The 13,382-nt window shown below is 43.8% G+C and carries 10 protein-coding genes; 1 reads left to right on the top strand and 9 read right to left on the bottom strand.

Features of this window, described 5'->3' with window-relative positions:
- Nucleotides 1-85: 85 nt before the first annotated feature.
- The 5 genes from hemH to Q1A08_RS06130 all read right to left on the bottom strand — a co-directional run bounded on the left by hemH (nt 86) and on the right by Q1A08_RS06130 (nt 4,993).
- Complete coding sequence (gene hemH, locus Q1A08_RS06150) at nt 86-1,153, bottom strand: ferrochelatase (protein WP_299770898.1); 1,068 nt, start codon at nt 1,151-1,153, stop codon at nt 86-88.
- Nucleotides 1,154-1,299: 146 nt separating this feature from the next.
- Entirely contained in the window at nt 1,300-2,460 is a 1,161-nt protein-coding gene (locus Q1A08_RS06145) for an acyl-CoA dehydrogenase family protein (RefSeq protein ID WP_299770896.1), read from the bottom strand.
- Between the two features lie 118 nt (nt 2,461-2,578).
- The gene (locus tag Q1A08_RS06140; RefSeq protein ID WP_299770894.1) at nt 2,579-3,439 is read right to left on the bottom strand and encodes an acyl-CoA thioesterase II; all 861 of its coding nucleotides are present in this window, start codon (nt 3,437-3,439) and stop codon (nt 2,579-2,581) included.
- 198 nt (nt 3,440-3,637) lie between these two features.
- Nucleotides 3,638-4,369: an SDR family NAD(P)-dependent oxidoreductase gene (locus Q1A08_RS06135; protein ID WP_299770892.1), complete on the bottom strand. Its 732-nt coding sequence runs from the start codon at nt 4,367-4,369 to the stop codon at nt 3,638-3,640.
- Nucleotides 4,370-4,483: 114 nt separating this feature from the next.
- Complete coding sequence (locus Q1A08_RS06130; RefSeq protein ID WP_299770891.1) at nt 4,484-4,993, bottom strand: helix-turn-helix domain-containing protein; 510 nt, start codon at nt 4,991-4,993, stop codon at nt 4,484-4,486.
- A 146-nt stretch (nt 4,994-5,139) separates the two neighbouring features.
- Here Q1A08_RS06130 and Q1A08_RS06125 point away from each other — a divergent pair, with 146 nt between their 5' ends.
- Entirely contained in the window at nt 5,140-6,957 is a 1,818-nt protein-coding gene (locus Q1A08_RS06125) for a sulfatase-like hydrolase/transferase (RefSeq protein WP_299770890.1), read from the top strand.
- 8 nt (nt 6,958-6,965) lie between these two features.
- On the opposite strand, the gene Q1A08_RS06120 is transcribed toward Q1A08_RS06125, so the two are convergent.
- Genes Q1A08_RS06120 through Q1A08_RS06105 form a run of 4 tightly spaced genes read right to left on the bottom strand, consistent with a single transcriptional unit; the run spans nt 6,966 to nt 13,376 of the window.
- Entirely contained in the window at nt 6,966-7,862 is an 897-nt protein-coding gene (locus Q1A08_RS06120; protein ID WP_299770888.1) for a glycosyltransferase family 2 protein, read from the bottom strand.
- Nucleotides 7,863-7,882: 20 nt separating this feature from the next.
- Nucleotides 7,883-9,661, bottom strand: coding sequence for a glycosyltransferase family 2 protein (locus Q1A08_RS06115; RefSeq protein WP_299770886.1), 1,779 nt, complete (start codon nt 9,659-9,661; stop codon nt 7,883-7,885).
- Complete coding sequence (locus Q1A08_RS06110) at nt 9,658-12,033, bottom strand: glycosyltransferase (RefSeq protein ID WP_299770884.1); 2,376 nt, start codon at nt 12,031-12,033, stop codon at nt 9,658-9,660. Before Q1A08_RS06110 ends, Q1A08_RS06115 begins: the two co-directional genes overlap by 4 nt.
- Nucleotides 12,034-12,050: 17 nt before the next feature.
- On the bottom strand, nt 12,051-13,376 hold the full coding sequence (locus Q1A08_RS06105) for a class I SAM-dependent methyltransferase (RefSeq protein ID WP_299770883.1): 1,326 nt from the start codon (nt 13,374-13,376) through the stop codon (nt 12,051-12,053).
- Between the last annotated feature and the right edge of the window lie 6 nt (nt 13,377-13,382).

Raw genomic sequence — 13,382 nt, 5'->3', positions numbered from 1 at the left:
ATATTCCCCTTCTTTACCGTAACTAAAAACCAATTGCTAAGCTCCGGAAGTTATGCTCAAGAAACCTTAGCGAGTTTTCACCGCTTCAAGCAACACGATCTACTATCTTTGGCAATGTGCTTTGATGATCTACAAATGCATTTTCCTCAACTAAACAACGCATTAATTCGATATGACTGCCCTGCTCGTTTAAGCAGGGTATGTATTCATAGCTTTCACCACCGGAAGACAAAAACACTTCTTTGTTTTCCACCAGAATTTCTTCTAGGGTTTCCAAACAGTCGGCAGAAAACCCTGGGCATATAATGGCTAACTTCTTCGCGCCCTCAGCAGGCAACTGCTGTAAACGAATATCCGTATAAGGTTGCAACCATTCCTGCTTGCCAAATCGGGACTGGAATGTGGTTTCATATTCAGACTCTTTAAGCTCTAGGGTCTCGGCCAATAAGCGGGAGGTTTTCATACAGAAACAATGATAAGGGTCACCCTTGTCTAGGTAGGCTTTGGGGGTTCCGTGATAGGAAAGAATAAGCTTATCTGGGCGACCATGTTTCTCGAAATGGCGGATTACCGATTGCTTTAACGCCTGAATGTAAAGCGGGTGATCATGGTAACTATTAATGAACTTCAAGCTAGGAACCCAACGCGAATGTTGCAGCTCGGCACTTAAAGCATCAAAAGCTGATGCTGTAGTGGCCCCGCTGTACTGCGGGTATAAAGGCAAAACGATTAGCTTATTACTAAAGCTCTGGCGCTGTTTAGCAATCGCCTGCTCGAAGGATGGCGCACCATAATTCATCGCCAGTTCCACATGATACTGCCCGCTGCCATATACCGAGTCTAGGCTATTTTGTAAAAGCTTCTGCTGCGCCTTAGAGGTGACAAGCAGAGGTGAGCCCTCATTGGTCCAGACCTGCTGATACAGTTTCGCAGAAGCCTTAGGACGAAACGGCAAAATGAACAATCTCAAAATAAACCACCAAATTATTCGTGGCACCTCAACAACCCTTGGATCACTTAGAAACTGTTTCAAGTAAGGTCGCAGGGCTGAGCTTGTTGCTGTCTCAGGAGTGCCAAGATTGCATAGCAAAACCGTAACCGGGGCAGCCGAGGCTTTTTGATGTGGATTCGAGGTTTCAGCTAAAAAAGCCACGGGGCTGTGCTCCAATTCAGTGATTACACTGAAATAGTTGTACACAGCCCGTCTTAACTCAAGGGAATTGAGACAAAGTCTCGGTTTTGTCTAACTTTTAAGAATTTAGCCTAGACAAAACTGAGCAGTAATTAAGAAATTTAGACTTAATCTAGAATGCTTTGATAATTCTCAGAGAACACATCTCTGCCAATGATCAACTTCATGATCTCTGAACTACCTGCCAATATGCGATTGATGCGGGCATCGGTGAACATGTTACAAATTGGGTACTCTTTCATATAGCCGGCTCCGCCGTGAAGCTGTACGCCCAAATCCAACATGCGGCCTTCAATTTCGCTGGCCTGTAATTTTGCCTTAGCCGCCATATTGACACTTAGCTCACCTTTATTATGCAGGGTTACACAAGTATCTACATAGGCCTGCATGATATCGATCTCTGCATCCATTTCCGCCATGGTAAATTGAGTGTTTTGCATATGGGAAAGTGGCTTACCGAAAACCTTTCGCTCCATCACAAACTGACGCGTCAAATCAAATGCCCGACGAGCATTCGCCGTTGACCCAACGGCTGCAATCAAACGCTCTTCTGCTAAACCTTGCATTAAATAGAAGAAGCCATGACCTGGTTCACCCAAAACATTGTCTTTGGGAATGCGCACATTATTAAAAAATAGCTCGGCGGTATCCTGGGCCTTCATACCCATTTTATCGAGATTACGGCCACGCTCGAAACCTTCCATATCTCGTTCCACAACGACTAGAGTCATGGCATGTGGATTGTTTTCAGGGTCGTTCTTTGCCGCAACGATAATGAGGTCCGCATTAATACCGTTGGAGATATAGGTCTTTGAACCATTAAGAATAAAGTCGTCACCATCGGGCTTTAAGGTACTGCGCATGCCGGCTAGATCGCTACCCGCGTCAGGCTCGGTCATTGCGATAGCAAGAATTTTTTCACCTCGAACACAAGGCGGTAAAAAGCGCTTTTTCTGCTCTTCATTCCCAAAGTGATCTAAATAGGGGCCAACTAAACGGCTATGCAGCGTCGCGAACCACTCACCGGTACCGGCACGTGCATTTTCTTCGATAATGATTTGCTCATAACGAAAATCGCGATCGCCCATACCGCCATATTCTTCATCTGGCCAAATCATCAAGAAGCCTTGCTCACCAGCTTTTAGGAATGCCTCGCGATCAACAATTTCCTGCTCGCGCCAGCGCTCCATGTGAGGACTAATTTCTTGTTCTAAAAACTTGCGATAGGCCTCGCGAAACATGGCCTGCTCTTCGGTAAAAACTCTCATGGTGGCGCTCCTTATTTAGCATTTTATTAGGGCCTAAGCCCCCATAATAAAGGCAGCAAAGCAAAGCCCACCATGGCAAAGTTTTTCAAGCGAGAGACGAAAACTACCAATCGTTGCCTTAATCTCGCACTCGAATCAAGCCTTCTTGGGCTGTAGAGGCTAGCAACTGGCCATCGTGGCTGTAAAAGCTACCGCGATTGAAGGCGCGGCTACCGCCACTTTTGGGGCTATCCAAATGATAGTAGATCCACTCATCAACTCGCACGGCATTGTGAAACCACATGGAATGATCCAGGCTCGCGCCCTGTATCTTCTCCATCAATCCCGGCACACGATGTGGCCTTAGCCCCGTAGTCATCAACTTATAATCAGAAATATAAGTTAATAGGGTGCGATGAATATTATCGTTATCCGCTAACTTTCCGTTAAAGCGAAACCAAAATCCATGTTCTGGTTCAGCTGGTTCGGGATCGATTGGGTGCTGGGGTTGGGTGGAGCGGATATCAACCATGCTTAGCGGAAAAATAAAGGGGGCACTTTTATCGGCGTGCCCCGCATAAATACGCTCAGTGCGAAGCTGATCACTTTCCAACTCATCCGGCATAGGTGTGCCAGCAGGGAGATCCATTTGATGCTCTAAACCCTGCTCTACTTTCTGGAAAGAAATGGAGCAATTAAAAATAGCGGCGCCATTTTGCTTAGCCACGACTCTGCGGGTATTAAAGCTGCCGCCATCTCGAATAGGATCGACATCAAAAATAATGGGACGCTTGGCGTCACCTGGGCGTAAAAAATAGGCGTGCATTGAGTGTGGCTGGCGATCACTTTCAATAGTGCGCGCAGCAGCATTGATTGCTTGCGCCAATACTTGGCCGCCGTACACACGGGGCAAGGCTAGCGGTAAGGAAGTACCACGAAAAAGGTACTTATCCAGTTGCTCGACTTCTAAAGTGTCTAGCAATTGATTCAATTTGTACATCGGCTACATTCACTGTTTATATTACTATGGGGCACGTCTTCAAAGCCGTGTGATCAAGGCTTCAACTTGCTAAAGTCTTAGTGCTTTTTAAATCGGGCAAGGCAGAAGAAACGAGAAGGCTCACTTTACTGAGCCTCATAGAAAAGAACAAGCAATCAAACAGCAATAAATTGTCAGTATTCACCAAGACTATAAACGCTACCAAGTTTCGACCCAAGGCCGCAGATCCATTTCAAAAGTCCAAGCATCTCTAGGCTGACGGTGTAACTGTACATAGGCCTCAGCAATCGAACTTGGTTGCACGATGTCATCAGCTGGGCGCTCTTGTTTATGAGCTAAGAGGTTTTCACGAATCCACTGGGTATCTACTGCTGCATCGATAACGACATGGGCCACATGAATATTTTCGGGCGCCAGTTCCCTAGCCATGCTTTGGGCCAGAGCTCGCAAACCATGTTTAGCACTGGCAAAAGCGGCAAAGCCTGCTGCGCCGCGCACACTGGCCGTAGCACCAGTAAAGATTATTGTGCCCTTGCCACGAGGCAACATGGTTTTGGCCGCTTCACGACCTGTTAGGAAGCCGCCAAAACAAGCCATTTCCCATATTTTAGAAAACTTACGGCTACTGGTTTCTAAGATCTTCATGGGTACATTGGCGCCCACATTAAACACGGTAACTGCCAATGGCCCGACCTCAGATTCGATACGAGCAAATAGAGCAATGATGGCCTCTTCATCACGGGCATCCACCGACCAGCCGTGAGCATTACCGCCAGCAGCTTCGATTTCGGATACCAGCGATTGCAATTTGTCGCCATTGCGTCGCACCGCGACAACCGTATAACCCTCTTCGGCAAAGCGCCTAGCTATGGCACTTCCAATTGCATCGCCTGCCCCAACCACTAAAGCGACTTCTTGTTTCTCAGTCATCATCTCACCTATGCAATTCGCTGAATGAAAGATATCATTAAACACAAGGTTCCATTTTGCAACCCTTTACTTAGATCAAGCTGAAAACGAAATCGCCTGTCGAGTTATAAGGGCTTACTTTTTAGATTTCGCCAAAGCACGAACTCCAGGGCGGAGCTCATCAAGATCTAAATCTTTGAGGGCAGGCCCTGCTACAGGGCGCATATCTTGGGGGCGTATTGGCTCTTTGCAGTCCGGGCAGAAATAAGCCGGCTTGATACGCTGACCACAGCTTTTATGCTCATACTCAATGGGCGCACCAGCATCACCTGCCATCCAGCGATCCCCCCACTGTACGAGCGAAAGCATAATAGGATAGAGATCCAACCCCTTTTCAGTCAGCAAATATTCGTAGCGCAGAGGCTTTTCTTGGTATAAGACCTTCTCAAAAACCCCCTCCTCAACTAGCTTGTTTAGACGGTCAGAGAGGCGGTGTTTAGTTAGTCCGATATCAGACTGAAAATCAGAGAAGCGGCGAGCTTTCAGGAAAGCACTGCGAATAATCAATAGGCTCCAACGATCCCCAACTACAGAAAGGGCTCGGGATACTGAGCAGGTCTCATTGCCTATGTCATTCCAGCGCATTGAAACGTCCTTAAGTTAAGATACTTAATTATAAGACATTGAATAGCCTTGGCAAAATGAAAATGAGGCTTTGGTAACATATTAAGATTGCATTACAATGACAAACTCGAAAATAACATACTACCATGCGAAATGGATCTTCTTTGATGTACAATTTTTCCCTTTTTGGCTCCATCTTCTTATTTAGTGCTGCAATACTGCTTGGCCTTAACTTCAAATCGAAAAAAGCCCTAAATGCATTATATTTTACTGGCGCGTGCTGCTGGGTAGTATTAATAACCACCTATTTAGTGGCAGATTCTTTTACCGGAAACGGAATTGACGAAGCTACAATCTACCACCTGAAGTATGGCTTAGGTGGTGCCGGGTTTGCTGAGTATTTAGATATAATCATCTGGGGAAGTTTTGCTCTTATCTTAATAGCGATATTGATTGTTTATACTTTTTTTATAGCATCCCCTATTAGATCATCTAGATATGCAAGTGTGGTGACAGCTACTCTCATAATTGCAGCCATCTTGAGCAATCCAAGCCTGAGCGATATTTACAGACTTTCAGGCCTAAGCAATCCAGTAAAGCAATCGGACTTTAACAACTACTATGTAAAGCCGACATTAAGTACCACACCAAAACAAGCAAAAAACATTGTATACATCTACGCGGAAAGTTTAGAGCAGAATTACTTTGACGAGTCCCTTTTTCCTGGTTTGACCCCAGGGTTAAACAAACTACAGAAAAAGGCATCCGTGTTTACGAATATCAAACAGGTGTATGGCACTGGCTGGACGATCGCTGGGATTACTGCAAGCCAGTGTGGGATACCTTTAGTTACACCATCTCATGGAAACTCCATGTCGGGAATGCAAGAGTTTCTACCTGGGGCTGTTTGCCTCGGGGATTTGTTAGCCGACCATGGCTATCAACTAGAGTTTCTAGGTGGAGCAAAGCTAGAGTTTGCTGGAAAAGGTAAATTCTTCAAAAGCCATGGTTTCAAAGCAGTTGATGGTCTTAGCGAGTTCAAAGCAAGGGGAGAAGCTGGCGAAAAGCTGTCTGCCTGGGGCCTTTATGACGACCAACTTCTAGAGCTGGTGAAAAAACGATTTAAGAAACTCGCGAGCAAGAAGCAGCCTTTTGGTATTTTTACACTTACCTTAGACACCCATCACCCCAAAGGTCACATTTCTAAAAGCTGTTCTAATTTACGCTATCGGGATGGGCTAAATCCAATGCTCGACTCTGTTCATTGTAGCGACAAGTTACTATCGGAGTTCATTCAGTCTATTCTCGATTCTGACGCAGCTAATAATACTATAGTAGTCCTGGCATCAGATCACCTAGCTATGAAAAATTTGGCATGGGATACTCTTAAAAAGAAACCAAGAAACAACCTATTAATGATTTTCGACTCAAGCAAAGATAGCGCCCAAGTTGAAAAGCTCGGTTCTGCTCTTGATATCGCCCCAACATTAATTGAACACATGAACTTAAAAGGATCTATAGGGCTCGGACAGAGCCTTCTTTCGGAACCCCAACAAGAAGCGAGAAATATCTTTCAAAAATTGCCCAAGTGGAGAAATGACCTACTCGAATTCTGGAGCTTTCCTCAATTAATCGGAAACACTACTATCGATTTGAAGCAGAGGCAAATTTCTTTTGCACAACACCATATGAAGCTACCTGTTTTATTAGAGGTTAAACCGAATTTAAGAACAGTTGCAAGATTCCAATTTCATAGATCTGCTGGGCACAAGTCCTTTCAAGATCATATTGAAGAGTTGGATAGCGAGTCCCACTTTTTATGGGTCGACCAATGTAGCAACTTTTCGACTGCCCCCCAAAAAACCACTGATAAATTTTGTATAGGGGGTGGCAATAAAGCCGGTCTAAATAATGTAGAAGCGCTTCAATTGAAGGAAACCTTTACAATTAAAAAGCTACGTAAGCTGATGGGCATGCAGCTATAATCAGGCCGTCAACATTCAATTGGCCTGCCCCAAAAAGCAAGTTTGGTATAGTGCCAAATTTGCTTTCGGTCTTTACTTAGCAACAGAAGCAACGAAGTTTTTAAAGCAAAGCGGGCTATATCTCTCACCTTCCAACCCACGGGAGAGTAATTCTGTCGATACAAGTCGATTCTATTTCTTGTTGTGTAGTAAAACCTTTTCGGGTTGTGATGTTTAAACCCTAGCCGTTTAAAAAGTGAATTTTCCTGCTTTTCGCCGATTGAGTGAATCAGACTCGCATCGTCGCACCCCAGCACTAGAAACCCCAAAGAAGTTGCACGAAAACACCACTCTAGATCAATATTATCTATAAAGTATGAGCTTTTCATTGGGCCAACTCGCCTCATGACCTCTAAGGGGATATAACTACCAGAAGTGATGACAAAACTACTTTCGTAAACACCAAGCAACTCGTCTAGCTGCTTATCCGACTTCGCTGCCAAGCCAGAAAAAAGCTTAAAGTCTGTCCCCCTACCTGTTTCAGGGTCAAGTAAGCGGGGTCCTATTACAGCACAGCGGTGACGACTTTCACTCTGCAAGCTATCATAAACACCAAGTATATTAGCTGCGTAATCACCCACGGGGGTACTATCTTGATCAAATAGCAATACTGCCTGATAAGACTCTTCCTCAGCGCATCGAATTCCCAAATTTAGGGCTTCAGCCAAACCAATATTTAAAGCTTGAGGGAAAAAAAACTGTACGCGATCTTCGGCTAGCTGTGCGATCTCTTCAGCTTGTCTAGAACCGTTATCGACTAAACAAACATGACTTTGTTTCGCAAGAGAATCAAGTAAGTTTTTAAGCTGATCCAGATCTGGCTGATAACTCACCACAATCGAAAGCAGCTCTTTATTTACGTTCACATCCAAGGGGCACTCTCTTTTTAAATAAAACGCTTAACGTTTTGTTTTAATGCGTGCTTCAACTTAATAGAAAATGGAAGTCTCTCCGCGACCTGCTCCTTTGGCATGGAATGATATAGCTCAAAAAAATCCGCTATTCCAATCTTTAACTCTAATTGTTTTTGCTTCTCAAGTGCCTGTTGGTAAGCTGCATCTAGCTTCTCCTGCCGATCAGCAGACACCTTTTCACAGTAAGGTACTCGATACTTTGATGTTGTCTTATCCACCAACTTGAAATCATGTTCAAAAGTGTACCTCGTCCAAAGATTCCAATCTTCAAGCTGATCCATGTCAGTTTCAAAGCCACCCCAACGCTTATAGATCTCTCGGTGAAACAATACGCACTGTATTGGCAAGTAATTTCTATGCCACATAAGAGGGCGACAAAACTCTTGCTTGTATACTGTTCTAGAATCAAATTCTGTATAAGCAAGAGGCGTGACTGACTCTACATCAGTTGCCACCTCCCAAGCCGTGCCATAAATGCCTTTTGTCTGATTTTCTTGGGCAGACTGCACCATAACCTCTACATGATCACAAAAAAACTGATCATCATCATCTAAAAAGCCAAGCCATTCACCATTAGCCATTGCAAGCCCAATATTACCAGCCTCCGACCTTCCTACATTCTTACCAGTAGCATGGTAGCTAATATTTGCCTCAGAGAATTCTTTTTCAACAAGCTCTCTCGCAGTATCCTCTCCATCTTCAATTACTATGATCTCTAAATTGTTATAAGTTTGATTGACCAGACTTAACAAGGCTTCTCTCAAAAACTCCGGCCTCTTGTGCGTTCGCACAACAATACTGACAAGAGCTTCAAACTCACTAGCATTGCGACGTCGAAACTCAAAGAAAGCTCCCTCCCTATGTAAGGAATAATCCCAATGAACAAAGCTAGGTTTAAAGTTTTCACGAAAAGCTTTATTTGCACGCCGCAGCTTAGGCATTCGTTTTAGCATTCTCGGCACTAACAATGCCATCTGTAATCTTCGCCCAGGAAAAGACTGTGGCCGCCGGGCCTCATTCAAAACACCCAATACCCCAGCACGAATATCTGCCCAACTCCCATACTTCACTCGCATTAGGAGATTATTTAGGGTACCTTCGATGGCCTGAATCGGCTTAACCTCCCCTGCTTCAGAATATGTATCGTGATAGACAGCCGCCCTTGGAATATATTTTAATCTGTATCCACAAGCACGCAAACGCCATGAAAGATCTACATCTTCCGCATACATAAAAAAGTTTTCATCAAAGCCACCAACTTCTTGATATGCCTTACGGCGATACACAACAGCAGCACCCGAATTCCACTCGGTTTCCAAGCTTGATGGGTTGTAAACCTTCGGATGCTCATAAGGGATTTGTCGACACTCCCAAGCCACTACTGTTTCGTCTGAATTTTCAATTTGCCGAGACAGTTCAGCCAACATATCAGGCTCAGGAATAGCATCTTGGTTTAGCAAGAAGATCCATGGAGACGACGACCTTTCGGACAAGCGATTGTTTGCCCGGCCAAAACCCAAGTTTTCCTCGCTAACAATCAAGTTAAAGCTATTGAATCGCCCCTCAAACCCTTCTTTAAGCTGAGCTAAACCTAGCTTGTGATCTTGTTTTAATGAGTTATCCCAAATATGTATATTGATACCATCGAAACTATGCTGTTCTTGAGATAGAAGCGCACTAAAAATCTCATCTAAATCGCTTAATTTCGGATGAAAAACAACCAGAAATATATCCAGCGCTCCTATACTCACAATTTCAATCTCTCTTTAAAATATCTAACAAAGTAACCATATAAGTTATGGCAGATTCTTTTAATAGAATAGCTTGCCATATGAAATTCATATTTCAGCTTTTCTATCTCAACCGCTTTTCCTGCTAATTCCTGTTTTAGCTCTTCTTCCCTAGCTAGCAACTCGTTATATTCGGCATGCAGCTTGGCAATTGCTTCGTTTTGAGCTTCAATATCTACCATCAGCTTTTCTTGCCAAGCTCTATGCTCCCCCACCTGTTCGGCGAGAGCAGCTATTTCCTCATTAGAGTTCTTCAACTGAGATTGTAAAAACTCTTTCGTGTCAGCGAGCTTTTTAAGCTCTTGACGATATGGTAGCTGATCAACACTGAAATACTTCATTTGCTCCTGCAAAGCAAAAAAGTTCTCGTCATCCACCTTGCTTGAGATATTCATTCGCAAGCCCTCAATATAACTTTCAATTTTTTCTCGTTCCAGAGTACTTTCTGTTTGCCCTCTTTTAGAGTGCCCCTCTCTTTCAAGAAAAGCCAATGTACTTGCGACAGCTTCATCGCTAGCCAAAAGGTTAGCTGCGCAATAGTACATGCTAACACGCTCTGCCAGTGCCCCTCGATTATGTGCGATTACTGGGGCATCTATACACATTACATCTGAAAGGGCATAACAATAGGACTCTGGGACTCCAGGAGGAAAATAGATCAAATCAACCTTATAACTCGACAATATCGCCGCTAAACAATCAGGCTCATAGGCACCAGTGACAATGTAGTTCCGCTCAACATTTTTTCCAGTTACCTTTTCCGAGTACCCCACATGCAGCCAGTTTGTTTTCCCACCCGACTTAATGGATAGATCCTTCAATTGCTCAAAGTACTCAAAGCCCTTATGATTTCCAAGCGCCCCCACAATAGCAATCGTTTTGTTATCTGTTGAAAATGCTAACTCAACATTTTGTGCTATCTCCTCCTCTTCTTGAGAACTAAGCTTTTTCAACTGCAAAGGAGGGTCTGGGCATAAAATATCTTCGACACTACTTTTTCCAAGCAAGCCCTCATATACAGACTTTAGATACTCACTTGGAAAGTATATTGCCTTGGCGGCCTTTCTAATTTCAGCAAATTTGTCCAACCACCGATCATCTCTGAGGTCTGATATGCAACTAAAGTCCTTCTTTGCGACATCATCAAAAACACCTTCACTTACAAAGCTTAAATCATGATAAGTTATATACAAGTTTACTCTTTCAAGAGGGATGCGATTAAGCAGATCAATCGATTCTTCGTTTAACCGATGAAGGTGAATATTTTTAAACCCAAGGTCCTCAAGCAATAGCTCTTGGATCTGTTGTTGTGGAAAACACTGGCTTAAATCTAGGCTAACACTTGTCTCTATATCCTGAAGGTAACAGCCCGCCTCAGATATCAGCAATGCAAAGTGTTTAATATTCTTAGGAAGCTCCTTTACTAAGGAATCCACATACCGAAAGCTCCCCCCACCATCTAAGCCAAGTATATGCAGGACAGTTCTTTCAACTTTAAGATTATTTAATAAACTGCTCAATTGGCAAGCCGATAACAATCTAAGTTTATATTGTAGAGACTTATCATCTTGTAAGTATTTTTCTACTTCATCCACGTAATGCGGATGTAGGGTCAGCAACTTTCGCTCGGCCGCTTCTTTTCTTTTGGTCGACTCGATTGAGAAACTAACCTCTCCTTCGTGATGAACAAATACATCTTGGGCCATGATATTTCTTAGGCCATGGTCAAGACAGCGCATACAAAAGTCATTTTCCTCACCATAACCCTTACCAAAGCTATCTTCATCAAAATAACCTACTAGCTCTAAGGCCTCCCGCTTGATATACATGCAAAAGCCCACGCCCGTAGGGACATCCACAAGCACCGACTTGTTTACTTTGGCAGCAACATTATCAATTCTCTCTAGTGGAAATTCTCCATGAACATATAGGTTTTCAATAAGGGGGACCGAGCAAATGCTAGCGTTGTTTGAGAGTGGTGTAGCTGTAGCTATCTCATTACTTCTATATGAAGATGCTTGAATTCTACACAACCAATCATTACAAACTATAGTATCGCTATTTAGCAAAACCACATCACGATCGGTAGATCGCATCGCCTTATTAACACTCGCAACAAAGCCGAGGTTTTGAGTATTGCTAATTAATTCAATATTTTTGATTGTAGACTGCTTTCGGCAATAAGCACTTATCTTTTCTTCCGGCGAAGCATCATCAACTATAATTAGTCTAACCCCATCAAAGCTTAGCGATAGTTTTGCAGCCTCTATGCACCTTATCGTTTCTTCTAAACCACGATAAACCGGAATAATTATATCGACAGGGCATTGCAATCTGCTATGCATGCTGATTACCGCTTTTTGAACCGTAAAGTGACATTGTCATTCCACGACCAGGTTTGATTGATATTCCAAAGCTGCTCAGTTCTCTTAGAAAGGTTGTCAATTACACTTTGCTGGTATGAGAGCTTATCTTCCAATGCTTTGATGTTTTCCAAGTCATAGCTATTCACCACACCTAACTTGAATAGTATTTTCTGCCATAAGCTTCGCTTAGCCATTTTAGGTTTGCTTGATAAGCTATCGCCTGGCAAGGCCTCAGGTTCCTCTGGGAATGGATATATATTATGCGCCTGGTCGTGATAGCTACTCCACTCACAATCAAGGCCATACACTGAAGCCATCGTAGTAATAAGCTCTGGATGATAGAAGCGAACATGTTCAGGATCCCGCCAGAACCCTAGAAGTTGAGATCGAATCGACTCAGGGTCGGGAAAAGTGAGAACCGCGATGCCCCCACGTTTCAATCGATCAGCTACCAATTCAATTAACTTCTCTACCGCCTCTATAGGCAAATGTTCTACAAAGTGTGAGCAATATATGCCATCAACTTCATCTTTGGTCGTACGAAGATGCTCTAAAGCATCTTGGCATACGATCTCAAGCCCAGTGTCACATCCATAGTAAGCAACCGACTCGTTTCGCTCCACACCATAAGCATCAACTCCTCGCTCTTTCAACAACTGTAAAAACAACCCAGCGCCGCAACCCAAATCAAGTACTCGCTCGCAAGATAGAAAATGCTCAACATCATTCTCCTGCATTGCCATAAGTAAGGGGTGATCTCGCAAACAGAATTCGTAGATGCCATATTCGAAGGTGAGCCTGCTACCTTTGTGACTCAAAATGGGTATTTTTTCCTCCCAAACTGAGCATTCAAAGCCTTTCCAAGCTTCTTTCAACTCTGCATTCAGTGTATATCGTCTGGCCGCTTTGTTTATACAGGCCTCTAACCATGACCTATCGCCGGCGTCACTCAGTACAGCTGGTGGCGTATCCATAAGAACGATAGCTCTGACGCCCATTAGGTCGGCAACACGTATAAGGTCAATGGAAGCACCATTCACACCTACGATAAAAACCTGAGATGGTTTAGTCTGCAGGACTCTCTTCGCAAATAGCCGGTTTAATGCTTGCTGCCTGTAGACACCCGCAACAGGTTCGCATGATGCCTTGACCTTAATATGCTCGTCACACTCCCAAGCACTTAAGCCATTTGGAGACTCTTCATCAGTAAATTGATAATCCATATAGTGTAGCGTGCCACCTCTTGCTACACCTTCAGAGAACCTTTTTGATTGCGATACCATTAAGATACTATCATTACAATCAAGCATTCCCAC

The organism is uncultured Pseudoteredinibacter sp. (genome assembly GCF_947500695.1).
Classification (GTDB): Bacteria; Pseudomonadota; Gammaproteobacteria; order Pseudomonadales; family Cellvibrionaceae; genus Pseudoteredinibacter.
The sequence above is the reverse complement of the archived record's forward strand: the minus strand, read 5'-3'. Positions and strand labels throughout refer to the sequence as shown.

Bases quoted from the DNA above. Each gene is read 5' to 3' on its own strand.
- Q1A08_RS06145 (WP_299770896.1), bottom strand. From the start codon at position 2,460: ATGAGAGTTTTTACCGAAGAGCAGGCCATGTTTCGCGAGGCCTATCGC.
- Q1A08_RS06140 (WP_299770894.1), bottom strand. From the start codon at position 3,439: ATGTACAAATTGAATCAATTGCTAGACACTTTAGAAGTCGAGCAACTG.
- Q1A08_RS06135 (WP_299770892.1), bottom strand. From the start codon at position 4,369: ATGACTGAGAAACAAGAAGTCGCTTTAGTGGTTGGGGCAGGCGATGCA.
- Q1A08_RS06130 (WP_299770891.1), bottom strand. From the start codon at position 4,993: ATGCGCTGGAATGACATAGGCAATGAGACCTGCTCAGTATCCCGAGCC.
- Q1A08_RS06125 (WP_299770890.1), top strand. From the start codon at position 5,140: ATGTACAATTTTTCCCTTTTTGGCTCCATCTTCTTATTTAGTGCTGCA.
- Q1A08_RS06105 (WP_299770883.1), bottom strand. From the start codon at position 13,376: ATGCTTGATTGTAATGATAGTATCTTAATGGTATCGCAATCAAAAAGG.